Here is a 22,771-nt window from a genome sequence, read left to right as displayed (position 1 = left end):
GAATCCGTTCGCACGTCTGGCCCACCACCGCCCTCTACGCCGACGCCGGGGCGGACGGGATCTTTGTCCCCGGACTTGTAGATCCGGAGGACATCCAGACCGTCACCGCCGGCATTGGGCTGCCGGTCAACGTACTGGCACAAACCACCCCGGTGGCCTCGGCCATCGCTCCACCCGCTAGGCACCGTAAAGGGCCCAGGGCCCAGCCCCGGATATCGTCCCGCTAGCCGGCCGCTGGTAGCCGATATTACGCGCGTGAAGGCGAGGACGGCGGCTGAAATTCGCGTTCAGCCCAATAAACCAGGAATGGCCGGACCCCAAGGGTTGCGGATACCGGCCCGCCCCTTCTCTCGCGGTCGACTATCTGGTGCGCTTTTCTCTCGTTCACCCGGAAGATCCGACGGGGCGCCGACAAGCCCTCCGCAGGGTGCTTGACACCCCAACCCAACACGGGATATGTTCTATCTCACATCTACTAACGCGCGTTAGTAACGCGCATCAGTAGATCCGGCTAGACTCTCATGCAATATTCATCCCCACATAACATCGGACGGTCAATGGAGACGAACCCTCGGCAGGCCAAAGTGACGATGCAGGATGTCGCGAACCATGTCGGAGTTTCTCGGACGACTGTTTCCTTTGTCCTGAATGGCGGAACGGGAAACGGAATTCCAGAAGAAACCCGTGACCGCGTCCACCAGGCTGTGACGGAACTGGGCTACCGCCCGAACGCGGGAGCCCGTGCATTGGCATCCAAGCACACCAAGCTCTACGGGCTGATCACGGAAATCGTGACCGCGCCTTATGCCGCCAACATTGTCCGCGGCGCCGAGGAACAGGCCGCGCAGCAGGGCAAGACGCTTCTTATCGCCAGCACCGACGGCAGCGGTGACGCCGACCGGCGGGCCATCGAGACGATGCTCGAGCACCGTGTCGAGGGTCTGATCTATGCAACAAGCTGGCATAGGGGTGTCCGGTTGCCTGCAGTTGCGGAGGAGGTGCCGACGGTCCTGGTGCACTGCTTTGACGAAGCAGCAAAACTGCATTCCGTCATTCCGGATGAGGCTCAGGGTGGCTATGTTGCCACGATGAGGCTCATCCGGGCCGGACACGACCGGATAGGGTTTATCAACCTTGATCCCGTCATTCCGGCCGCCATTGGCCGCCGGGCCGGTTACGTCCAAGCACTTGAACAGGCAGGTATCGGCCTGGATGAGAGCTTGGTCATCAACGAGGACGGCGAGGCAGACCAGGGCTACCGCGCAGCAGCTCTTCTCCTCGATGGCACCCGGCCCCCAACCGCGATCTTCTGCGCCACTGACCGCATGGCCATGGGCGCTTACGACGCCATCAAAGAACGAGGGCTACGTATTGGTGACGATATCTCCGTGGTTGGCTTCGACAACCAGGAAATCATCGCCAACTACCTGCGGCCAAGCCTGACGACCGTCGCACTGCCGTTCCAGCAAATGGGGGCAATCGGCGTCGCGATGCTGGCCAAACTGGCAGCAAACCGCGATCTGGCCCCGCTCCAACGCATTGTCGAATGCCCTCTGGTGGAGCGTACATCCGTTCGCCTGCCAGTCCCGGCATCCTGACGTTCACTCCCCGCTAACCCCATCACCCTTTCACTGACGAAACGAGCTTCATCATGCCCAAAATCAACCCCAAAAGGTCACTGACCGTTGTTGCGGCCACACTGGCGATCGGCGCCCTGGCTCTCACCGGCTGCGGCGCCGGAAACACGTCCGGAAGCACAGCAAACGGCGGGAGCGCCTCTAACGGGCTCCTGACAATCCCCCGGGAGGACACCGCAACGTTCACCAGCAACTTCAACCCGTTCTCCCCGAACGCGCTGCCCATGACGCAGCAGTCGGTCTTTGAACCCCTGCTGATCGTCAACCCTGTCAAGGGAGAACCGGTCCCTTGGCTCGGCGCGTCGTGGAAGGCAGACAAAGACGGCAAGGGCGTGACCTTCACGCTCCGTGACGGCGTTAAGTGGTCAGACGGACAGCCACTGACCGCCGACGACGTCGTGTACACCTTTGACCTCCAGAAAAAGATCCAGGGAGGATTCGCTTATCTGGCCAAAGTCTCCGCTGTAGATGCCCACACCGTGCGCTTCGACTTCAACAAGGCCTACTCTCCCGGACTTTACGAAGTCGGCCAGCAGGTCATCGCCCCTAAGCATGTCTGGTCCAAGATCGCAGACCCGGCAAAGGCCACCAACGACAACCCGGTAGGCACGGGCCCCTACACACAGGTCTCCCACTTCCAGACACAGTCATTCGAACTGGATAAGAACCCCAACTACTGGCAGCCGGAAAAGCAGCAGCTCACCGGCATCAGGATGCTGGCCTTCGCCGGCAACTCCGGGGCCAACCTCGCCCTGCAGAACGGTGACGTGGACTGGAGCGACCAGTTCATCCCCAACGTCCAGAAAACCTTCATCGACAAGGATCCGGCCCACCGCCACTTCTGGTACCCCACCACCGGTGGCACGATCAACTGGCAGCTGAACACCACCAAGGCGCCCTTTAACGATCCGGTCGTCCGCAAAGCACTCAGCATGGCCGTGGACCGCGACCAGGTCGACAGCCTGGGCATGTCAGGTTACACGCATCCGGCCGACTGCACCGGCCTCAGCGACACCTACACCAGCTGGCGCGACCAGAGCATCGTCGACAAATGCGACTGGACCAAGCTGAATGTCGATAAAGCCAACCAGATGCTCGATGACGCCGGCTACAAAAAGGGAACCGACGGCATCCGCACGCTCAAGGACGGCAAACCGTTCCAGTTCAAGTTCTCTGTCGGCTCCGCATCTTCGGACTGGCTCTCCGTCGGCCAGATCATCTCCAAGAACATGGAAAAACTCGGGGTAAAGGTCGAGGTTAGTTCCCCGGACTGGTCCCAGGTCGTCTCCGGCTACACTGACGGATCCTTCGACAGCGGCATCGTCTGGAGCAACGCCGGCGCGACGCCGTACGAGTTCTACCGCGGCGTAATGTCACAGAAGGTTGTTGTTCCGGTCGGCCAAAAGGCCAACGAAAACTACCACCGCTTTGGCGACCCGGAAGCGACCGCAACGCTCGACAAGCTGGCGGCAACGGCAGACCCGACGGCGCAGAAGACCCTAGTCAACTCCCTCGAGGCACGCTTCAATGACGTGGCCCCGGTGATCCCGCTGTTTTCCGGCCCGGCGTGGGGCGCCTACACCGACCAGCGATTCACGGGCTGGCCCAGCAACGATAACCCGTATGCAACTCTCTCGGCCCGCTCCGCCACCACAGTGCTGATTCTGACCTCACTCAAGCCGGCGCAGTAGCCATCTTGTGGCTGTTCGGGGCAATCCGCCCCGAACAGCCACGCAGCTGCACAGCACCCGCACCCTTACCACCTGCCGGACCCGGACCGATCCCCGGGCGTCGCAACAATCATCAAGAAAGAAGCGGAATCATGGTATTCCTCCTCCGCCGTCTAGGGTTCTACGTCATCGCCTTCTGGGCCTGCATCACCTTGAATTTCTTCCTCCCGAGGATGATGCCCGGGGACCCTGTCAGCCGAATGTTCTCCCAAGTACAGGCTCAGATGCGCCCGGACCAGGTGGATGCGCTCCGGCGGCTCTTCGGCCTGGACGACCGGCCCCTGTGGGAGCAGTACCTCGCCTACATCGGCAACATCTTCCGTGGTGACATGGGCATCTCGCTCTCCCGGTTCCCCACCCCCGTTTCGGAAGTGATCGCGTCACAGATCGGATGGACCCTCCTGCTCGGCGGTACCGCCCTGGTCATTGCCGTCATTCTGGGCAATTTCCTCGGCATTCTCGCAGCATGGCGGCGCGGAAAGTTCCTAGATTCCGTCTTTCCTCCGCTGCTGATTTTCGTCGGATCATTCCCCTACTTTTGGCTGGCCATGGCCGCTCTCTATCTGTTCGGGATAACCCTGGGCTGGCTGCCTCTGAGCCACGCCTTCTCCACAGGACTCAGCCCCTCGTTCTCCTTCGACTACATCGGCGACGTAGCCACTCACCTCGTCCTCCCGGCCCTGACCATCGTGCTGGTCTCCATCGGCGGCTGGATGCTGGGGATGCGCAACACGATGATCGCCACCACCGCTGAGGACTACATCACGATGGCACGGGCCAAGGGACTCCGTCCGGCACGGATCATGTTTCAGTACGCGGCCCGCAACGCCATGCTGCCCTCGGTGACGTCGTTCGGCATGTCCCTTGGATTCGTCGTCGGCGGCGCTCTCCTCACCGAAACCGTGTTCGCGTACCCGGGCATCGGCTACCAGCTCCTGACCTCCGTCCAGGCACTGGACTACCCGCTGACCCAAGGCATCTTCCTCACCATCACCGCAGCGGTGCTGGCAGCTAACTTCCTGGTCGACATCATTTACGTGCGCCTGGACCCCAGGGTCCGGGTCAGCTAGAAACAGGTCCCCCATGTCACTTACAGACTCAACACCCACCACGATCACCACGGCCGGCAACCCCACCGTTCAAATACCCGAGCCTCCGGCCCGCGGGCGCCTGGTTCATGGAGGGTTCGTCCACGGCGTCCTCACGAATAAGAAAGCCCTTTTCGGACTGGCCATCCTGGTGATATTTGCCCTCCTGGCACTGCTGGCGCCTCTCCTGGCACCGGGTAACCCCTCCGACTTCGGCTCCGAAGCATCCCTGGCACCATCCGGGGACCACCTGCTCGGAACCACCTCCAAAGGCCAGGACGTGCTCGCGCTCACCCTGTGGGGATCGCGAAGCTCACTGGCGGTCGGATTCACCGTAGGCCTGGCGGCGACCTTCATCGGCTGCCTCGTCGGCATAGCCTCCGCGTATTTCGGCAAAGCCATCGACGAACTACTCTCGCTGCTGACCAACGTGTTCCTGCTCATCCCCGGGCTTCCGCTGCTGGTGGTTCTCGCCGCATTCCTCCCGCCGGGCCCCGTCACCGTCGTCATCGTCCTGGTCATCACGGGCTGGGCAGGCAGCGCCCGGGTGCTCCGCTCCCAAGCTCTGTCCCTGCGCAGCAAGGACTTCGTCGCTTCGGCCGTCGTGACGGGCGAGAAAGCGTGGCGCATCATGTTCCGGGAGATCCTGCCCAACATGGCCTCCATCGTCATGAGCACCCTGCTCGGCTGCGTTATTTACGGCATCGGCGCCCAGGCCGGCCTGGAGTTCCTGGGGCTCGGCGATACCGGGTCCGTCAGCTGGGGAACCAACCTCTATTGGGCCAACAACGACGGCGCCCTCATGACCGGCGACTGGTGGGTGCTCCTGCCCTCCGGTGTCGCCATCGCCGTCGTCGCATTCGCCTTGGCCATGATCAACTACGCCGTTGATGAAATCACCAACCCTCGCCTGCGCGTGGAAAAGAAAGGCTGACAGATGGAAACCCTGACTGAACAGGACCGGGGAAACATCGGCCGTGCCGCCCTCGGCCCCGTACTGAGCGTGAAGAACCTTCAGGTTCAATACACGGCGGAAAGCGGAAACGTCACCGCCGTGGATGGTGTCAGCTTCGACATCGGCGCCGGAGAAGTGTTCGGCCTCGCCGGTGAATCAGGCTGCGGCAAGTCGACGATCGCAAACGCGATCATGCGTCTCCTGCAGAACCCGGCAAAAATCACGGGCGGTTCCATCGAGCTCGCTGGAAGGAATCTCCTGGACCTGGGCGAGGAAGAACTGCGACGTACCCGGTGGCGCGACGTCGCCATGGTCTTCCAAAGCGCGATGAACTCCCTGAACCCCGTCATGACCATCGGAGACCAGATCGTCGATGTTTTTACCACGCACGAAAAGATGTCCAAGCAGGCCGCCCGTGAACGCGCCGCGGAGCTTCTGAAACTTGTCGATATCAGCCCTGACCGCCTCAAGTCCTACCCCCACCAGCTCTCCGGCGGAATGCGCCAGCGGGCAGTGATCGCGATAGCACTGGCGCTCAAACCCTCTCTCCTCATCATGGATGAACCCACCACTGCCTTGGACGTGGTCGTTCAGCAGGAAATCATGCACCAGATCAAAGAACTCCAGCAGCAGTTGGGTTTTTCCATTCTGTTCATCACCCACGACATCTCGCTCATGGTCGAGCTCTCCCACCGCATGGCTGTGATGTATGCAGGAAAGTTGGTCGAGGTGGCTCCCTCCAAGAAAATGCTGGAAAACCCTCTCCACCCCTACACAAACGCCCTAATGGGAGCGTTCCCTCCGCTGACCGGCCCGAGAGCGGAGTTGATAGGCATCCCGGACGCACCACCAAACATGGCCCACCCACCCACCGGGTGCCGCTTCCACCCCCGGTGTCCGCTCGCAATCGACGCCTGCCGCACCATCGAGCCGCCGCTCCTTCCGGGAGCCGAAAACCACGCTGCAGCCTGCCTGCGCGTACCCGAATATGTCCTCCCCCGCGAAAGGTCACCCCGATGAGCCCCGCAAACAGCACCTCATCCCGCCCGGAAACGGCGACGGAGCCCCTGGTCCAGGTCCGCAACCTGAGCAAGGACTACCACCTGGGAAGCTTTCCGTTCCGTTCGACCGTGCGTGCCGTAAACGACGTCTCCTTCGACATCAACCGCGGCGAGATTGTGGCACTCGTCGGGGAATCCGGCAGCGGAAAGAGCACCATCGCCCGCATCCTCGCCCGCCTGGAACAGCCCACAGGCGGCCAGCTCATCCTCGACGGAGAAGACATCTTTGCCACCGAACGTCGCCGGGCGTCCATGAAATACCGAAGCAAGGTCCAAATGGTCTTCCAGGACCCCTTTGGATCCCTCAACCCGGCACACCGCATCGCGCACTTCCTGACGCGCCCCCTGCAGCTTCACGGAGAAAACGACAGCCCGCAGGCCCTCAGACTCAAACTGCGGGAACTGATGGCAACGGTCGGCCTGGGCGAACAGATGCTGGACCGATACCCCCATCAGCTGTCCGGCGGACAGCGGCAGCGCGTCGCCATCGCCCGAGCCCTGGCCGTCGAACCGGAAATCATACTGGCCGACGAACCCACCTCGATGCTCGACGTCTCGGTCCGTATCGGCATTCTCAACCTGATGCGCAAGCTTCGCGATGAACGGGGGGTGTCCATGCTCTACATCACCCACGACCTCGCATCCGCACGCTACATCGCGGACACAACCATGGTGATGTGCGCAGGGGATCTGGTCGAGGGTGGCGAGAGCATCGAGCTGATGGCCGCCCCCCATCACCCGTACACACAGTTGTTGCTCTCCGCCGTGCCCGACGCCCGGAGGACCCAGACCCTCCGCCCGCCAAAGAGGGACGCCACGGGACGGAACGCTCTCCGGGGAAGCGGCGAACGTGTCACCCTCAGCGCATCCCATTGGGCGCTGAAAGTACCGGAATCCGCCCACTGACGGCCCAATCCGCCGCCCGAGAGGCCGCTTTCCCCGCGAAATCAGTCCCGCACAGCTTTCATTTGCAGGCTGTCGAAAACCGAGAAAGAATCCCATGCCGAACCCCCTTGCCACACTGTCCGCCCAACCCGAGGTGGTCGTTGTCGGCGAAGCACTCATTGATGTGGTCCACACCGTGAACGGCGTCACCGAGCACCCTGGAGGCTCCCCCGCCAATGTGGCCTACGGACTTGCCCGTCTGGGTGTTTCGACAGGGTTCCTGACCTCAATCGGTATGGACGGCCGGGGGTTTGCCATCAGCAGGCACCTCAGCGGCGCAGGTGTTCATATACTCCCAGGCTCCCAGTCGGCCGTTGCCACATCGAGCGCCACCGCAACGCTGACCGAGGACGGGTCCGCAAGCTATTCATTCGACGTCGTGTGGGAGCTCCCACCGGCTGCCCCGACGCACCTGCCCAGGCTCCTGCACTCCGGGTCAATCGCCAGCTTCCTCGCACCGGGAGCTGCAAGTGTGAAGTCCCTCCTGCAGCACTGCGCAGGGACCAGTACTCTCACCTATGATCCGAACATCCGGCCCGAACTGCTCGGCAGCCATCACGAGGCCAGAACCATTTTCGAAGATCTCGTTCCCCTTACCGACGTCGTGAAACTCAGTAACGAGGACGCCTCATGGCTGTATCCGCGCAATTCGCCGGAGGAGGCTGCCCGTCGAATACTCAGGCTCGGGACGGATCTGGTCGTGGTCACCCACGGATCAGAGGGATCCTTCCTGCTCACCGCAGAGACGGAAATCAGCGTGCCATCCGTGGAAACAGCTGTCGCGGACACCATCGGTGCAGGAGATGCCTACATGGCGGCCCTCATCCAGGGCCTACTGACCAGAGGAGGGGAAGGTCTTGCTCCGCCCGTTCTAGAACAGATCGCCCGCATGGCATCCATGGCAGCCGCCATCACAGTGGGCCGGCCGGGAGCAGACCTGCCCTCCGCGGCCGAAGTGCAGGCAAGCCTGGTCAGCTGACCGCCGATTTCCCGCGCCATCACTTGAGCCACCCTGACGATCACCGCAAGAGCCAAACCGCTTCCTCGCCCCATCCCAAACCTGAAACGAGTACACCACCCATGACTGCCGTGACCACTACACACCCGGAAGCCTTTCGGCCCGCCCTGCACTACACGGCCCGGAACACCTGGCTCAATGACCCCAACGGGCTAATCCACCATCAGGGTCTTTACCACCTCTACTATCAAAACAACCCCCTCGGAAATACCTGGGGAAACATGTCCTGGGGCCACGCCACGTCGGAGGACCTCACTGACTGGACCGAACAACCTGTAGCGATCCCCTGCGACGAGCAAGAAGAAATCTTTTCCGGGAGCGTCGTATTCGACAGCCAAAACAGCAGTGGGCTCGGCACCGAAACGGCGCCCCCGCTGGTGGCCATTTACACCAGCGCCTACAAGGAAGCTTCCCCGCTTAACGGTCTCCAGGCACAGTCACTGGCCTACAGCCTGGACGGCGGTTTCACTTGGAAAAAATACGCTGGTAATCCCGTTCTCGACCGCAACTCGGCAAACTTCCGTGACCCAAAAGTTTTCCGCTACGACGGCGGGGCCGGCTCATACTGGGTGATGGCCGCCGTCGAAGCCGAAGAATACAAAGTAGTCCTGTACAAGTCCGAGGATCTGAAAACATGGGAATACCTCAGCTCTTTCGGCCCTGCCAACGCCACTGGAGGAATCTGGGAATGTCCTGACCTGTTTGCCCTGCCGGTGGATGGCAATCCACTGGAGCTGAAATGGGTTCTGACGGTGAACCTAAATCCCGGCGGCCCGAACGGCGGTTCAGCCGGGCAATACTTCACAGGAGACTTCGACGGGATCAAATTCACCTCCGACTCCACCGTCACCAGCGGGAAACAGGATCACGACCGCCTTCAGGAATATGACTGGCTGGACTGGGGGCGGGATTACTACGCGGCCGTTTCCTTCAGTGATGCCCCTGATGGCAGGCGGATCATGATCGGCTGGATGAACAACTGGGACTATGCCAACCAGATCCCGACTTCACCCTGGCGGAGCCCTATGGCTCTGCCCCGCGAACTCTCCCTAGCCACTATTGACGGCCGCACCAGATTACTTCAGAACGTCGTCGAGGAAGTCGGCAGCCGGCATGCGGCGCCGGCAGTTCGGAGCCAGCCGATCCATCTGACCGGGGAAACGCGCCGAATCCCAGCCAGCGTCGGCCCGGTCCAGCTTATCGAAGCGGACTTCACGCCGGGGACTGCCGAAGAATTCGGCCTCATCGTTCGCGGGAGCGGCTCGGAGGGAACCCGAATCGGCATCAACCCCGGCCAGGGGCGCCTCATCCTCGATCGGACCGCCTCGGGTGACACTGACTTTCATGATGGATTCGCTTCCGTCGACACCGCCCCCATTAAGGCCCGGGACGGCCGGTACAGGTTGAAGATCTACGTCGACCACTGCTCCGTTGAGGTCTTCGCCCAACACGGCCAGCTGGTACTCACAGACCTGATCTTCCCGAACGAGACAAGCACTGGAGTCTCCATCTACGCCGACGGTGGCTCCGCAACAGTCGAAAGCCTGACGATCACGCCGTTGGTATAGGCCCGGCGTCCCACAGATGGCGCCGCCCCAAACGGGCGCCCGTGAACGTAAACGGTCCCGTCTGGAGATGACAGTGTGACCGGTGTGCCCTGCCGGGATCAGACCGTCGCACACCCCCTGCACAGATGAGACCGGCCAAGCAACTGAGCCGATCCTCCTTGACAATATTTCTGAGTAGACTCACAAGCGAGTAGACTCATTTTAAGCAAGACGGACGTCATAGAGGAGCAGTACGCCATGAGGGCATTCGTCGTCACCAAGTACAAGGAGCCGCTGCGCGCAGCAAACGTCCCTGAGCCGACCGTTGGCGACCGCGACGTGCTGGTCCAAGTCCGGGCAGCTGGCCTCAACCAGTTGGACGAAAAGATCCGCCTGGGTGAGTTCAGGCAGATCCTCCCGTACAAGCTCCAGCTGATCCTCGGCAATGATGTCGCCGGCACCGTCATCCGTGTCGGGGCGAAGGTGCGCGGATTCAAGCCCGGTGACCAGGTCTACGCCCGCCCCGACAAGGACCGCATCGGCACGTTCGCCGAGCGCATCGCCGTCAGCGAGGCCGATCTGGCACTGAAGCCCGCATCGATAAGCATGGAGGAGGCCGGTTCGCTGCCGCTGGCTGCACTTACGGCGTGGCAGGCCCTCGTTGAGCAAGGCAAGGTGCGGCCGGGGCAGAAAGTTCTCATTCACGCCGGGGCCGGCGGGGTCGGGTCGATCGCGGTCCAACTCGCCAAGCACCTCGGCGCCACCGTCGCGACCACCGCAAGTGCCTCTAATGCCGACTTCGTGCGCGAGCTCGGCGCGGACACGGTGATCGACTACCGCACGCAGGACTTCGAGCAGTTCCTCACCGGGTACGATCTGGTCCTCGACAGCCTCGGCGGGGAGAACCTCGTGAAGTCACTGCGCGTCCTGAAGCCCGGCGGGAAGGCGATCGGGATCGCCGGACCGCCGGACCCGGCATTCGCGCGCAAGGCCGGTCTGAACCCTGTGCTGCGCGTGGCCATCGCGGGGCTCAGCAGTAGGATCCGGCGGCAGGCGAAGAAGCTCGGCGTCAGCTATGAGTTCCTCTTCATGCGTGCCAGCGGCGACCAGTTGCGCCAGATCACAGGCCTGGTTGACGACGGCGTGCTGCGCCCGGTTGTGGGGCAGGTCTTCGACTTTGCCCAGGCCCCACAGGCGTTCGAGTCGCTGGCCCAGGGCGGCCTCCGCGGCAAAGCCGTCGTCACCCTTCCCTGCTGACTCCCCGGCCGGCAAGCCCGCCGCGAAGGAGTTCATCAAGCGCCTCCAGGAGCGCAAGCCATTGGCGTGGGCCCCCGGCTGGTGACTGCCACGGCGGGTCAGGCCAACCCCGGATCCTCCGTTATTCAGACACTCCCCACGGCAGGGGTAGCGCCACCGCGCTCACTTTTGGTGAACGCAGTGGCGCCGGTTGTTCGCTTATGCGTTCGTGTCCACCAACTGCGGGTAGACCGCTTCGAGGGGTGCGCTGAGACCGGCCTTGAGCTGGACAGACGTGTCGTCGGCGAGGACCTCATACTCCCCCGCCTCCATGGCCTCGAATACGGTGCGCACCAGCACGGCCGGGTCGAGCTTCGGGTCGGTGGCGTGCGCGGCCATCGCGGTGTCGACGTAGGCGACGTGGACGCCGACAACGTGGACGCCGGCGGGAGCGAGTTCGAGGCGGAGGGAGTTAGTCGCGGACCAGAGGGCGGCTTTGGTGGCGCTGTAGATGCCGGCGACGGCGTACCAGCTCAGGGCCGAGTGGATGTCGATGATCGTCGCTTCGTCCTTTGCGGACAGGACCGGAGCGAACGCGCGGGCTACGAAGAGCGGACCGAGGAAGTTCGTCTCGACGTTGCTGCGGATTTCCTCGTCCGTGTGGGTGAGGATCCCGGGGCTGGAGACCGAAGCGCCGGCGTTGTTGATCAGCACGGTCACATCCGGTGCCGCCTGGACCGCCGCCTGAATGGAGGCCGGGTCGGTGATGTCCAGGGCCAGCGGAACAATGCGCTCGTCGTTCCACGTGCGGGGTGCGCGGGCGGAGGCATAGACCTTTGCAGCTCCCCTGGCGAGGGCTTCGTGCACGAACTGCGTGCCGATTCCGCCGTTGGCTCCGGTGATGAGGACGACAGCTCCGTTGAGTGAGGGCATGAGTCTTTCTTCTTTCTGAGAACAAGGCCGCATGGACGAAGTCATGTGTGCGGTCCTTTGCGTCGTGAGGTAATGGCGCCCCCACTGTGCCGGGAGGAACACTGGGGGATCGGCCCTTGCGTGGGAGAATGATCGAAGGAACATTCGAGCCCACACAGTAGTGACTATACTCATAACTGACTGCAGTCAGAATCTATTCCGGAGGATCCATCATCATGTCTCTCGCCTCTCAACCGGTCGGACGGCGCGAGCGGAACAAGCAGCAGAAGCTGGACCGCATCACGGCCGCGGCAAGCGAACTGCTGGCCGAACACGGCATCGAGGACGTCACGACCCAGCAGATCGCCGACAAGGCGGACATCGGCACCGGGACCCTGTTCCTATACGCGAAGACCAAAGGCGAACTCCTCCTCCTCGTGCAGAACGCCCACTACGCCGAAGCGCTTCAGCAAGGTCGGGCCGATGCCGAAACCACCCCGGACATCCTCGACGCGGTGCTGGCAATCGTACGGCCGATCGTGGAATGCAACCGCGCCCAGGTCGACAACGGACGCACGTACCTGCGGGAAATGGTCTTCGGTGATCCCGCCGAGCCCCGTCACGCTGAGGCCCTCTCCATCGTCGCGCAGACCGAGGAGGCCATCGCTGCCGTCCTGGGCAGGCACGAGCTTGTCAGCGCTGATGATGCCGCAACGACCGCACACGTCGTCACCGCCATCATGTTCCTCAGCATGGCGGTGAGCGTGAACGCCGCAGCGAGCATTGATGAGATCGTGCAGGACATCCGGACCCAGGTGGGCGTGCTGCTGTCTCGCTGAACCCTCCGGCAAGAACGTCGACAGAATTCGGCATGCCAATCCGTGCGGGTGCATCGTAGGACCCTCATCTTTAGCCGAGTACTCGCCACACGCTACGGCGTCGACAGTCGACCAACAGCGCATTTTCAGCCCGGACGGAGGACCCGAAGGGACACAGTGGGTGCCCAGTTGGGTGAGCTGGCCCCTGAGGTGACAGCATACGGACCATGGCCCAGAAGATTGCGTACCAGGGTGAGCCCGGCGCTAACTCCAATATCGCGTGTCAACAGATGTTCCCCGAGTTGGAAAGCGTTCCCTGCGCCAGCTTCGAGGACGCTTTCGAGCTGGTTTCCAGCGGGGAGGCCGAGCTGGCCATGATTCCGATCGAGAATTCGATTGCCGGCCGCGTGGCGGACATCCATATTCTGCTTCCCCAGTCGCACCTGCAGATCGTGGGCGAGTTTTTCCTGCCCATACACTTCGACCTCTTGGGCATCCCGGGCAGCACCATCGAAGGTGCCACCGAGGTCCACAGCCACATCCACGCCCTCGGACAGTGCCGCCGACTGATCCGCGACGCCGGGCTCCGGCCCGTCATTGCCGGCGACACCGCCGGTTCAGCCCGGGAGGTGCGGGAATGGAACGACCCCGCCAAGCTGTCCCTCGCTCCCCCGCTGGCGGCCCAGATCTATGGTCTGGAGGTGCTGGCATCGCGCGTTGAGGACGACCCCTCCAATACCACCCGCTTTGTGGTCCTCGCCCGGGAAAAGAACCTGCCCACCCGGGATGAGGTGGCCGGGCCGGCAGTGACCAGCTTTGTGTTCCGCGTCCGGAACGTCCCCTCGGCGCTCTACAAGGCGCTGGGCGGGTTCGCTACGAACGGTGTGAACATGACGCGGCTGGAGAGCTACATGGTGGGTGACGAGTTCGCCGCCACCATGTTCATGGCGGACGTGGAGGGCCACCCCGAGGATGTGCCGCTGCGGCTGGCCCTCGAGGAGCTGGACTTCTTCACCACCGAGGTGCGCATCCTGGGCGTCTACCCCGCCGCCGACCATCGGACCGCACGGGCACTCGGCAGTTGAGCGCACCTGGCTGAAGGGCCACCGGCCGGCATCGTTGACCAGCCCAAAACCCGCCCGGCACCGCCGAGGACGTTGGCCTCCGGCTACGGCCTGCCGCTTCCGGGGTTCAGTCGCCTTGTCGCGGCGTGGAACTCTGTGATGGCGCGGGCAAGCTCGTCTGGTGCCCTTAGATTGGCGGAGTGGCCCTGCCCGCGCAGCACGTGCCTCTCGGCGAGGGGCAGGGTCCGGGCGAGGACGTCCAGCCTCCGGCCCAGGTGGCCGGGGCTCTTGTCACCGCCGATTAGAAGGATGGGAGTCTGGATTTCCTTGTACAGGTCAAGTCGGTGGCCGAGCTGTTCCAGGGCGGCGTTGTCGTCCATCTGCCGCGGCGCCAGGCGGCGCATCCTGGGGCTGGCTGCGACAAACACGCGGATGATTCCGGCCTGCCAGGCCGGTAGCCCGACCATGTCGCGGGTGAAAATCTGCATGGCCTTCCCGGGTTTTCCGGCTGCGATGGCAGCCTTGGCGCTGAGCAGGGCGACCCCGCCGACGGGGCCGTCGGTTCTCAGCGGGGGCTCGTACAGGACGCCTCCAATGAACGACGTCGGAAGCGCCGACAGCGCTTCGAGCGCAACGACCGCCCCGGACGAGTGCCCCACAATGAGCATGGGTTTCCCCACCCACTGGGCCAGAGCCTTGATGTCGGCGACCTCCTCGGCGATCGACGCCGGGACACCGGAGGTGATGTCCAGCCGGTACTGTCGGCGCAGCAACGTTAGGACCCGGAACTGTCCCGCGAGGACGGCGGCAACCTTCTGCCAAGAACTGCCGTCATCCATGCCCGGATGGACGACCAGGATGGCCGGTCCCTGGCCCGAGTCAAGCGCGCGCACGTCGGTGCCGTCCGCGGAAATCGTTGTGATCATGGGGATGCCTCCAATGAATGCTTGACAATAACCGTGGGGAAGTGCCGAGAGGAGATCACCTGGCGCTGTGAACGGGTAAGTCGTAGGTGCGCCGGATGCTGTTGCCGATGCGGTTGATGTCGGTGCCGTATATGTGGAGCGATATGCCTAGCCCAACACCTGAATTGGTCACGCGGTGAATGTCACCTGGCGGGGCGAAACCGGCGACCGCGCCGGCGTCGTCGATCCGGGTTCCGGTCAGTTCGAGGAAGCCGCTCGCGCCGGCCACGCGAAAGCTCTCTTCGCGCTCCTGTCCCGCCACCACGCCAACCACGCACCAAGACGTGTGATCGTGAATGCTCGTCGCATACCCCGGGCGTGTGACCAGCGCAACCACGGAGAACGAGCCATCAGACTCCACATGGAGTACCTGCCCGCGATCGGCGCCGTGCCGTGCATCTGCGGGTACGGCCAGCAACACCTCCCTGGCGGACGGGAGAACGGGCCTCACCGCCTCGGCGACCGTTTCGGCCACGCGCTGCCAGTCGCCCGGGGAGCGCGTGTCAGCCCTGATGGCGGCGTAAAGATCCTCCAAGCCGGGCACGGGCGTCGCCCGGCGGGCGTCGTAAGGGACTGCAACTGGCTTCATTCTGGGTTCCTCTCCAATTCCGTTGCTGAAAGGCTAGGCCCCAGGGCGGCCCACGTGTAAGGTCCGATTCCATGGCAGTTGATTGGTCCGGTTCATCGCCGTCGTTCCTAGTGGGACTTGACCGCAGCAAGCGGGGGACGGTCGGAGTCCAGCTGCAGGGGGCGCTGCGGTCAGCAATCCGGTCAGGGCGCCTCAGCCCCGGCGAGCGGCTGCCCTCAACCCGCAGCATGTCCGAGGCGTTGGGCGTCTCCCGGGGCCTCGTCCAGGCAAGCTATGAACAGCTGGAAGCCGAGGGCTACCTTCTGGCCCGCGGAGGTTCGGCGACCCGCGTCGCACTGGGCCCCCAAGCGGTTGACGTCGAAGCCGGAGCGGACCCGCCGGCACGCGCCATGGCGATCGATTTTTCCCCGGGAAGGCCCGACCTCCACAGTTTCCCTACGCGAGACTGGTTGTGGGCCTGCGGCGAAGTGGCCCGGTCGGCGTCGGCCGACGACGCGGGCTACGCCGACCCGCGAGGGCTCGTCCAGCTCCGCGAAGTCGTCGCGTCGTACGTCCGGCGAGTGCGGGGCGGAGTCGCCGGCGCAGCCAACGTCGTGATCTGCAGTGGGTTCACGCAGGGCCTGGGCCTGACGCTCGCCGTATTGGCGCAGCGCGGCGTGCGGTGCGTCGCCGTCGAAGATCCTGGTCATCTGGAGATGGCCGGGCTGGTCAGGCGTGCGGGGCTGCAGCCGGTGTTCGTGCCGGTTGACGCCGAGGGCATCGTGGTCGATGCCCTCGGCGCCACTGACGCCACTGCCGTCATCGTCACACCCGCCCACCAGACTCCGACCGGTGTTGTCCTGGCGCCCGCGCGACGGCAGGCGCTGCTGAAATGGGCACAGGACCGCGAAGGGATCGTCATCGAGGACGACTACGACTCCGAGTTCCGGTACGACAAGAAGCCCGTCGGATCGCTCCAGGGGCTCGCGGCGGATCGTGTGGTCAGCATCGGGTCGGTGAGCAAGTCACTGGCACCTGCCCTGCGGCTCGGCTGGGTCATCGCTCCAGGAGGACTCGTCGCGGAAATCTCCCAGGAAAAATATCAGGCCGACCGGGGGTCGCCCGGCCTCGATCAGCTGGTGCTCTCCCGTCTCATGGCATCCGGCAGGTTCGACCGTCATCTGCGGCGCATGCGCAGCGTCTACGCCGGCCGTCGTGCCGCATTGGTCGAGGCCCTGGCAGTTCACGCACCCGGAACGCCGCTGACCGGGCTGGCCGCAGGCTTCCACGCAGTGGCCGGACTCCCGCCGGGCACCGACGAGGACACGGTTGTGGCCGCGGCCGGGGAGCGATCCGTCGGTCTGCAGGGCTTGGCCCGTTACCGGTCAGATCGACGCAGCGGACCGCCGGGGATCGTATTCGGCTTCGGCGACCTCCGCGAAACCTCGATCAGAAGCGGAATTGCCGCCATTGCCGACCTCCTGTGTTGAGGCATCCACCTCGGAGGTCCTCGTGTGTTCCGGCCCGGACAGTGTCACCGTTGTTCAGACATTCCCGGTCGATGGGCGCCCGTCTCATATGGAATTGCGTAAGCAAAGTCGTGGCCGTCCCATCGTGGTCGTCCGGTGATCCTGTCGAGTCAGTGCCGACCAAGGTGGGCTGCGTCTTTCCAGAGGCCATCTGCCGGCATTTCGAGCCGGTCGGTCAGACCCTTCCGCCATTCCGGGGTCTCTACCGGTTCCCCCCAGTAGTCCGTGATGTGGGTGACTGTGCCGTCGACGAGCTCTCCAATGGTGACGTTGCGGTAGAGGCGTCCGTCACCGTAGTTGCATGTCCATTCGACGACGATGGTGGTGCCCAGTCGGTGCCGGCGGCCGACTTCCAGGGTGAGTTCGGGGAAGTTACCTTCGACGTCTGCAATGAGTTGGCGGCCTCGGACGATTTCGCGCATCTGCGGCCATTGGCGGACGGCGTTCTCGTGGAGGGGAGCGCCGAGGAGGTATTCGACGCGGGTGGCTCCGTTGTAGTCATCAGTCGTAATGTCGGTCATGCCGGGGTTCCTTCGGTCGTGGTGAGTGAGCGCCAGAACAATGCGGTAGCGTAGCTGCGGCCCGGTGCCCATCCTTGTGCGCGCTGACGAACCTCGTCAATGGTCGGTGCCTCGTTGAGCGTCCAGGTGATTGCACGGCGAGCGCCGATGTCGCCGGCAGGCAGGATGTCCCTGCCGATGCAACTGATGGATCAGGAACATTTCCGCCGTCCAGAGGCCAACCGTATCGAGCGCGCGTTTCGTGCGTCGGGCGATGCCGGCGTGAGAACGTCACCAGCGTGGTGACGGGCGAAGATGCCGTTCCAGTCTTCAACGACGGTCCGATGGAGCGTCGCCGCCTTCACTCCGGGCGGCCGACGACGACCTGCGCGGGACTGTGGGTGATGTAGCCGTTGAGCCAGGAAAACAGTGCCCGGACCTTCTGCTGGAATCCCGACAGGAGGGCCAGATGCACCAAAAGCCAGGACACGAAGGCGAGCGGCCCTTGCAGCTGGATCCGCTTGCGGCCGATCTCGGCGACGGCAGCGCCCCGGCCGATCATCGCCATGTATCCCTTGTCGAAGTATTCGAACGGTCTCCGGGTGCCGCCGGTGAGGTCGGCGTGGATGTTGCGGGCCGCCCACTTCCCTGCCTGCTGCGCGACGGAGCCCAGTTGTGGCAGGTTGGCCCCGGTCGAGTCGGTCATGTTGGCCGCGTCGCCAAGGACATACACGCCCTCGACATTCGGGGCGGTCAGGTCGGGGCGGACATCGATGCGACCTCCTCTGCCCTGCGTCAGGCCAGAGCCGGCGATGATCCCGCCTGCCTTCAGGCCGCCGGCCCACACCACGACCCTTCCGGGGATGAAGGTCCCGTCGGCGAGTCTCACGCCGTCGGTCCGGACTTCCGTGACGCCGACTCCCAAATGCAACTGGACGCCGATCTTCGTCAGCCGCTGCCTGGTGTAGTCCTGCGACTTTGGCGAAAAGGCATTCAGGACGGTCGGGACCATGTCGACCAGGTGAATCCGGCACCGGGCTGCGAGTTCCGGAGAAAAGTACTTGGGCACCACGAACTTGACGTTTTCGGCCAGGGCGCCGGCGGTCTCCACGCCGGTGGGACCGCTACCGACAACAACGACGTCCACGGAGCCAGCGGTCTCACGGTCGGCCTGGTCCAGGAGATGCATCAGCCGGGAGCCCAGCCGGGTGGCGTCGGTGACCGAATACAACGGGAAAGTATGTTCCTCCGCGCCGGGCGTGTTGAAGAAGTTGGGTACGGCGCCTGCTGCAATGACCAGAATCCGGGCCTGGTATGTGTCGCCATCGACGGTGGTGAGGGCGCGGTTGGCTGCATCGACGGATGCCACTTCCGCCGTGAGCACCCGCACGAACTTGAAGCGGCGGAAAACGGACCGAAGCGGCCGCGCGATGGCCGACACCCCGATTTGTGATGTCGCGACCTGGTACAGGAGCGGCTGGAACTGGTGATAGTTGTTGGAGTCGATCAGCAGCACCTTCACGCCCTTGCGACCAAGTTCCTTGGCCGCAGTCATGCCGGCAAACCCTGCCCCGACCACGATGACTTGGTATGTGTCCTCCATCCGAGCAACCTACTCCGCCTGAAGCCGGCGCAACAGTGCCCATGGGAACACAGGCCGCCAAAAGCGCTGAAAAGCTGACGATAAATTTGGCGAGTGACGGAACTGACCCCAAATCTCTGCGAGTGCGTGAAAGGACTGCCGTCGGCTTGGATGCGAGAGGTGCCCCGCGTGGGTGCGGTGACGGTCATTGGGGTGGTTCTAGGAGGACCTCTCGAGGTGTGACTTGAGGCTGGACCAGATCCGCTGTTCCTGCCTGCGCCCCACCGCAGCGAACAGCGGGGTGGCAAGTTTCAGCATTCCCTTGGGCCTGAGGTCCCAGGACCAGCTCATCCGTGTTCCGCCGGCATCGGGAACAAAGGTGACGGCTCCATAGATGTCTGCGGCGGCCATACGGGTCATGGATCCGAGGCGGCTTGGCCGCGTGTACTCGGTGACCTCCAGTTCGAAGGGCGTGCTCCGCTTCCCCGAGGTTGCCACGACATGCCATAGGGTGCCGACACCGATTGGTCCGGGAGTGGTCTTCTCGACACTTCGCAACTGTGGGTTGTAGCCGGGTTCGTTGCGCTCGTCGGCGACGAAGTCGAAGACTTCCTCAACTGGGCGTCGGATGAGGATGGAGCCCTTGATCGTCGTCATGCCGTTCTCTGCTTTCATCTGTGCGCACCCTGGGTTTCACGCCCAAGCTGCACCGTCGTCTTGCGGGCCGGGTCGTCGGAGTTCGTGGGCGAGCTGGCGCAGCGCCATTCCACGGATGAGGGGACTGAAGGGGCCGACGAGCGCCCAGTAGCGGCGGAACCGTCGGCGGCTCTTCTCGTCCCGCATGGCCTCAACAGCCGTCGTCACGAATGGCCGGATGTGACCCGCTCATACGTTAGTGACCACGGGTCCCTTCCCCGGGAGGTCTGTCCCCAGCCGTCCCTGGCCAGATCCCGCTGCAGTTCTTCCAGCGCGGCCGTCATCCCCGGAGCCCATTGCTCTTGAGGGGAGACCGGGCCGACCGATCCAACAACGGGAAAGGTCGAGCTTTTGTACCGGGTTTTCCCGTCAATCTGGCCCACAAAACGCCGCTGGGTGCTTCCGTACTGGGACCCAAGGATTGTCAGGATCCTGGCCCACCATGAGGTATCGCCCACATCTTCCAGAGCTACGGTGAGAGTTTCTGCCGGTCGGGTCATCACCAATGGTCACCCCGGGACTCCCCCGTGTAAAGGCTTGCCGCCGATGGCGGACCCGTGGTGTGGTCCGCAAACCGGAGGATCCAGAGATCTCCAGGTCACTGATGCGGGTGCGATTCTCTTCGGGCAGAATCCCTCAAGCCGGCGGCTACGCTGTTCCCCTCCTCCCGGGATCACCTGCCGGACGGTGCACCCGCCCCCGGTTTCCATAGAATCCCGACGGCGGACCTCACCGACACGCCGGGACCCGGCACGCCTGCTTCACGTGTCCGGAAGCAAACAGAACGGCGGCCCGCCAACGCAATTGATGCCGCGGATCGCTCTTCCTGGGACGCTTTCGCGTGCCATAGTCTGGGCACGCCAGCCCGAACGTCAGGAAGGCGGGAAGGCAGGACACAAGACGCTGAGGAGGGACCGACCATGCTGATCTGCGCCACCTGTGCCGTCGAGCACGATGAACCTACGCCGATGGTCTGCCCGATCTGCGCCGATGAGCGGCAGTATGTGCCCGAGGACGGACAAAAGTGGCTCACACTGAGCTGGCTGGCGCGGCAGGGCCAGCAGACAGTGTTGAAGGAGAACGAGCCGGGACTAATCGGGGTCACAACGGAGCCAAGAGTCGGGATCGGTCAGACCGCTCAGCTTGTGGTGACACCCAAGGGTTCGCTGCTATGGGATCCGATCGGATATGTCGATGACGGCGCTGTGAAGGCAGTCCTCGAGCGGGGCCCCGTCCTGGCCATCGCCGCCAGCCATCCACACATGTTCGGTGCGCAGGTCGAATGGTCGCATCGGCTCGGCGGCGTCCCGGTGCTTGTGGCCGACGCAGACCGGCGATGGCTGGGACGCAACGATCCGATCATCGAATATTGGTCCGACAGTCAAACTATCGCCGAAGGGTTGACACTGCACCAGACCGGGGGGCACTTCCCGGGCAGCGCGGTGATGCACTGGGCCGCGGGGGCGGGCGGCAGAGGAGTTCTGCTGACCGGCGACAGCGTGTTTCCTAATCCAGACCGACGCTCCATCGCCTTCATGCGCAGCTATCCGAACCATTTGCCGCTATCCGGCGCGGTGGCGTTACGAATCGCCGCGCAGCTGGAAGAGCTCAACTTCGACCGGATCTACGGCAACTTCAACAATCTCATCGCGTCCGAAGCCAAGGCCATTCTGCACGATTCCGCCCAACGGCACGCTGCTTGGGCGCGAGGAGACTTCGACCATTTGACCTGAACCGTCCATGTCCCGTTAGCCTGATTTTGGGATGAACTGGCTCGGAGCAGGTACCTGCGAAGGATTCACCCTAGCCCCCGACAGCTACCACGACCGGTATCGATTCCTTCGTCGACGAGGACGTTCCCATCCTGCAGGAACGCCGCCCGTTCCGCCTCAAAGACGAATAGGTCCGGGAAGGATGATTCGTTGCACCGCTCCGCCGCGTTTGTAGACTGAACTGGTATTCACCTATTCGGTTGGCAGGGATGGGAATGAAGATGGCCACTTTTCGGGAACTCCACCACACTACGGCACCACTCCTGCTGCCCAATGCGTGGGACGTCGGATCCGGCTTGGCATTTGCGACGGCGGGATTCCCTGCCGTCGGCACCACCAGTTTTGGCATTGCGGCAAGCGCCGGCCTGCCGGACGGAGGCCGGTCCAGCAAAGCGGTCACCACCGCGCTGATGGCGCAGCTGTGCCGCCTGCCTGTCCACGTCACGGCTGACATCGAGGACGGCTACTCCGATGACCCTGCCGAGGTCGCGGAACTAGTGGCCCAGCTGGCTACCCTGGGCGTGGCCGGGGTCAACCTGGAAGACAGCACCGCCGGGCACCTGATCGATCCGGCAGTCTTTGCCAACAAGGTTGCCACCGTCAAGCGACGCAGCCCGGCTATGTTCATCAACGCCCGGGTGGACAACATATGGTTCGGCGAACAAGCCACCGTCGATGCCGTCCTGCTCCGCGCCCGTGCCTACGCCGACGCCGGGGCGGACGGGATCTTTGTCCCAGGACTTGTGGATCCGGCGGACATCCAGGCCGTCACCGCCGGCATTGGGCTGCCGGTCAACGTACTGGCACATCCCTCGCTGACTGTTGCCGAACTGGGTGAGCTGGGCGTCCGGCGGGTGAGTTCCGGCTCCCTGCCGTACCGCGCGGCCGTTGATGCGGCGGTGAATGTGGCCACCGCCCTTCGTGACGGCCAGCCAACGCCGGCCGCCACTCCATACTGGGAAATGCAATCGCGACTCGTATCATTCAGCCAGCGCCACACGGGCTGACCCCCGTCAGCGCCACCGCCTAGGTCCGGCTTGTACGGGCTTGCCCGACGTGGGACTCGGACGGGGGCGATTGACGGCTGTGGTTCTGGTGGCTTGCTTGCTACTAATCGGCCGCTCACAGAGTGAACCCAGGCAGGCTGC

At 63.7% G+C, this 22,771-nt stretch carries 21 protein-coding genes; 15 read left to right on the top strand and 6 right to left on the bottom strand.

Annotated elements, in window-relative coordinates; genetic code table 11:
- The first annotated feature begins 2 nt into the window (after positions 1 to 2).
- From AB4Y72_RS14390 to AB4Y72_RS14345, 10 genes are all read left to right on the top strand, one after another.
- Entirely contained in the window at positions 3 to 227 is a 225-nt protein-coding gene (locus tag AB4Y72_RS14390) for an isocitrate lyase/phosphoenolpyruvate mutase family protein (protein ID WP_441426905.1), read from the top strand.
- A gap of 330 nt (positions 228 to 557) precedes the next feature.
- Complete coding sequence (locus AB4Y72_RS14385) at positions 558 to 1,598, top strand: LacI family DNA-binding transcriptional regulator (RefSeq protein ID WP_441426838.1); 1,041 nt, start codon at positions 558 to 560, stop codon at positions 1,596 to 1,598.
- A 53-nt stretch (positions 1,599 to 1,651) separates the two neighbouring features.
- Entirely contained in the window at positions 1,652 to 3,328 is a 1,677-nt protein-coding gene (locus AB4Y72_RS14380) for an ABC transporter substrate-binding protein (protein ID WP_441426837.1), read from the top strand.
- A 131-nt stretch (positions 3,329 to 3,459) separates the two neighbouring features.
- The gene (locus AB4Y72_RS14375) at positions 3,460 to 4,437 is read left to right on the top strand and encodes an ABC transporter permease (protein ID WP_441426836.1); all 978 of its coding nucleotides are present in this window, start codon (positions 3,460 to 3,462) and stop codon (positions 4,435 to 4,437) included.
- A gap of 13 nt (positions 4,438 to 4,450) precedes the next feature.
- The gene (locus AB4Y72_RS14370; protein WP_441426835.1) at positions 4,451 to 5,389 is read left to right on the top strand and encodes an ABC transporter permease; all 939 of its coding nucleotides are present in this window, start codon (positions 4,451 to 4,453) and stop codon (positions 5,387 to 5,389) included.
- A 3-nt stretch (positions 5,390 to 5,392) separates the two neighbouring features.
- Positions 5,393 to 6,430 carry an ABC transporter ATP-binding protein gene (locus AB4Y72_RS14365; RefSeq protein WP_441426834.1) on the top strand — a complete coding sequence of 346 codons (1,038 nt, stop codon included), beginning with the start codon at positions 5,393 to 5,395 and terminating at the stop codon, positions 6,428 to 6,430.
- A complete protein-coding gene (locus AB4Y72_RS14360; protein ID WP_441426833.1) occupies positions 6,427 to 7,377 on the top strand; it encodes an ATP-binding cassette domain-containing protein in 951 nt (316 codons plus the stop codon). Before AB4Y72_RS14365 ends, AB4Y72_RS14360 begins: the two co-directional genes overlap by 4 nt.
- 94 nt (positions 7,378 to 7,471) lie before the next feature.
- Entirely contained in the window at positions 7,472 to 8,395 is a 924-nt protein-coding gene (locus AB4Y72_RS14355; RefSeq protein ID WP_441426832.1) for a carbohydrate kinase family protein, read from the top strand.
- A 101-nt stretch (positions 8,396 to 8,496) separates the two neighbouring features.
- Positions 8,497 to 10,002 carry a glycoside hydrolase family 32 protein gene (locus tag AB4Y72_RS14350; protein ID WP_441426831.1) on the top strand — a complete coding sequence of 502 codons (1,506 nt, stop codon included), beginning with the start codon at positions 8,497 to 8,499 and terminating at the stop codon, positions 10,000 to 10,002.
- Between the two features lie 237 nt (positions 10,003 to 10,239).
- Positions 10,240 to 11,238: an NADP-dependent oxidoreductase gene (locus tag AB4Y72_RS14345; RefSeq protein ID WP_441426830.1), complete on the top strand. Its 999-nt coding sequence runs from the start codon at positions 10,240 to 10,242 to the stop codon at positions 11,236 to 11,238.
- 198 nt (positions 11,239 to 11,436) lie between these two features.
- Here AB4Y72_RS14345 and AB4Y72_RS14340 read toward each other — a convergent pair whose 3' ends face one another.
- Entirely contained in the window at positions 11,437 to 12,150 is a 714-nt protein-coding gene (locus tag AB4Y72_RS14340; protein ID WP_441426829.1) for an SDR family oxidoreductase, read from the bottom strand.
- A gap of 215 nt (positions 12,151 to 12,365) precedes the next feature.
- On the opposite strand from AB4Y72_RS14340, the gene AB4Y72_RS14335 reads away from it, so the two are divergent.
- The gene (locus AB4Y72_RS14335) at positions 12,366 to 12,968 is read left to right on the top strand and encodes a TetR/AcrR family transcriptional regulator (protein ID WP_441426828.1); all 603 of its coding nucleotides are present in this window, start codon (positions 12,366 to 12,368) and stop codon (positions 12,966 to 12,968) included.
- A gap of 206 nt (positions 12,969 to 13,174) precedes the next feature.
- Entirely contained in the window at positions 13,175 to 14,032 is an 858-nt protein-coding gene (locus AB4Y72_RS14330) for a prephenate dehydratase (protein WP_441426827.1), read from the top strand.
- 83 nt (positions 14,033 to 14,115) lie between these two features.
- On the opposite strand, the gene AB4Y72_RS14325 is transcribed toward AB4Y72_RS14330, so the two are convergent.
- A complete protein-coding gene (locus AB4Y72_RS14325) occupies positions 14,116 to 14,937 on the bottom strand; it encodes an alpha/beta fold hydrolase (RefSeq protein WP_441426826.1) in 822 nt (273 codons plus the stop codon).
- 55 nt (positions 14,938 to 14,992) lie between these two features.
- On the bottom strand, positions 14,993 to 15,565 hold the full coding sequence (locus tag AB4Y72_RS14320) for a hypothetical protein (RefSeq protein ID WP_441426825.1): 573 nt from the start codon (positions 15,563 to 15,565) through the stop codon (positions 14,993 to 14,995).
- 71 nt (positions 15,566 to 15,636) lie between these two features.
- Between AB4Y72_RS14320 and pdxR the strand changes: the two genes are divergently transcribed.
- Positions 15,637 to 17,034 (top strand): MocR-like pyridoxine biosynthesis transcription factor PdxR, encoded by a 1,398-nt coding sequence (pdxR, locus tag AB4Y72_RS14315; protein WP_441426824.1) that lies wholly within the window; start codon positions 15,637 to 15,639, stop codon positions 17,032 to 17,034.
- Positions 17,035 to 17,183: 149 nt separating this feature from the next.
- Here pdxR and AB4Y72_RS14310 read toward each other — a convergent pair whose 3' ends face one another.
- From AB4Y72_RS14310 to AB4Y72_RS14300, 3 genes are all read right to left on the bottom strand, one after another.
- Positions 17,184 to 17,594 (bottom strand): hypothetical protein, encoded by a 411-nt coding sequence (locus AB4Y72_RS14310; protein WP_441426823.1) that lies wholly within the window; start codon positions 17,592 to 17,594, stop codon positions 17,184 to 17,186.
- A 340-nt stretch (positions 17,595 to 17,934) separates the two neighbouring features.
- Complete coding sequence (locus tag AB4Y72_RS14305; protein WP_441426822.1) at positions 17,935 to 19,176, bottom strand: NAD(P)/FAD-dependent oxidoreductase; 1,242 nt, start codon at positions 19,174 to 19,176, stop codon at positions 17,935 to 17,937.
- Between the two features lie 198 nt (positions 19,177 to 19,374).
- Positions 19,375 to 19,830, bottom strand: coding sequence for an SRPBCC family protein (locus tag AB4Y72_RS14300; protein WP_441426821.1), 456 nt, complete (start codon positions 19,828 to 19,830; stop codon positions 19,375 to 19,377).
- A gap of 941 nt (positions 19,831 to 20,771) precedes the next feature.
- Here AB4Y72_RS14300 and AB4Y72_RS14295 point away from each other — a divergent pair.
- Positions 20,772 to 21,584, top strand: a complete 813-nt coding sequence (locus AB4Y72_RS14295; RefSeq protein WP_441426820.1) for an MBL fold metallo-hydrolase — start codon at positions 20,772 to 20,774, stop codon at positions 21,582 to 21,584.
- A 260-nt stretch (positions 21,585 to 21,844) separates the two neighbouring features.
- On the top strand, positions 21,845 to 22,630 hold the full coding sequence (locus AB4Y72_RS14290) for an isocitrate lyase/PEP mutase family protein (RefSeq protein WP_441426819.1): 786 nt from the start codon (positions 21,845 to 21,847) through the stop codon (positions 22,628 to 22,630).
- Positions 22,631 to 22,771 lie beyond the last annotated feature (141 nt).

The sequence above is a fragment of the Arthrobacter sp. YAF34 genome, assembly GCF_052113245.1.
Classification (GTDB): domain Bacteria; phylum Actinomycetota; class Actinomycetes; order Actinomycetales; family Micrococcaceae; genus Arthrobacter.
This window is presented reverse-complemented; position numbering and strand designations above follow the sequence as displayed.

What these genes read in the sequence shown, in the direction of transcription:
- AB4Y72_RS14385 (WP_441426838.1), top strand. Translation starts at nt 558, where the DNA reads ATGGAGACGAACCCTCGGCAGGCCAAAGTGACGATGCAGGATGTCGCG.
- AB4Y72_RS14380 (WP_441426837.1), top strand. Translation starts at nt 1,652, where the DNA reads ATGCCCAAAATCAACCCCAAAAGGTCACTGACCGTTGTTGCGGCCACA.
- AB4Y72_RS14375 (WP_441426836.1), top strand. Translation starts at nt 3,460, where the DNA reads ATGGTATTCCTCCTCCGCCGTCTAGGGTTCTACGTCATCGCCTTCTGG.
- AB4Y72_RS14370 (WP_441426835.1), top strand. Translation starts at nt 4,451, where the DNA reads ATGTCACTTACAGACTCAACACCCACCACGATCACCACGGCCGGCAAC.
- AB4Y72_RS14365 (WP_441426834.1), top strand. Translation starts at nt 5,393, where the DNA reads ATGGAAACCCTGACTGAACAGGACCGGGGAAACATCGGCCGTGCCGCC.
- AB4Y72_RS14360 (WP_441426833.1), top strand. Translation starts at nt 6,427, where the DNA reads ATGAGCCCCGCAAACAGCACCTCATCCCGCCCGGAAACGGCGACGGAG.
- AB4Y72_RS14355 (WP_441426832.1), top strand. Translation starts at nt 7,472, where the DNA reads ATGCCGAACCCCCTTGCCACACTGTCCGCCCAACCCGAGGTGGTCGTT.
- AB4Y72_RS14350 (WP_441426831.1), top strand. Translation starts at nt 8,497, where the DNA reads ATGACTGCCGTGACCACTACACACCCGGAAGCCTTTCGGCCCGCCCTG.
- AB4Y72_RS14345 (WP_441426830.1), top strand. Translation starts at nt 10,240, where the DNA reads ATGAGGGCATTCGTCGTCACCAAGTACAAGGAGCCGCTGCGCGCAGCA.
- AB4Y72_RS14340 (WP_441426829.1), bottom strand. Translation starts at nt 12,150, where the DNA reads ATGCCCTCACTCAACGGAGCTGTCGTCCTCATCACCGGAGCCAACGGC.
- AB4Y72_RS14335 (WP_441426828.1), top strand. Translation starts at nt 12,366, where the DNA reads ATGTCTCTCGCCTCTCAACCGGTCGGACGGCGCGAGCGGAACAAGCAG.
- AB4Y72_RS14330 (WP_441426827.1), top strand. Translation starts at nt 13,175, where the DNA reads ATGGCCCAGAAGATTGCGTACCAGGGTGAGCCCGGCGCTAACTCCAAT.
- AB4Y72_RS14325 (WP_441426826.1), bottom strand. Translation starts at nt 14,937, where the DNA reads ATGATCACAACGATTTCCGCGGACGGCACCGACGTGCGCGCGCTTGAC.
- AB4Y72_RS14320 (WP_441426825.1), bottom strand. Translation starts at nt 15,565, where the DNA reads ATGAAGCCAGTTGCAGTCCCTTACGACGCCCGCCGGGCGACGCCCGTG.
- pdxR (WP_441426824.1), top strand. Translation starts at nt 15,637, where the DNA reads ATGGCAGTTGATTGGTCCGGTTCATCGCCGTCGTTCCTAGTGGGACTT.
- AB4Y72_RS14310 (WP_441426823.1), bottom strand. Translation starts at nt 17,594, where the DNA reads ATGACCGACATTACGACTGATGACTACAACGGAGCCACCCGCGTCGAA.
- AB4Y72_RS14305 (WP_441426822.1), bottom strand. Translation starts at nt 19,176, where the DNA reads ATGGAGGACACATACCAAGTCATCGTGGTCGGGGCAGGGTTTGCCGGC.
- AB4Y72_RS14300 (WP_441426821.1), bottom strand. Translation starts at nt 19,830, where the DNA reads ATGAAAGCAGAGAACGGCATGACGACGATCAAGGGCTCCATCCTCATC.
- AB4Y72_RS14295 (WP_441426820.1), top strand. Translation starts at nt 20,772, where the DNA reads ATGCTGATCTGCGCCACCTGTGCCGTCGAGCACGATGAACCTACGCCG.
- AB4Y72_RS14290 (WP_441426819.1), top strand. Translation starts at nt 21,845, where the DNA reads ATGGCCACTTTTCGGGAACTCCACCACACTACGGCACCACTCCTGCTG.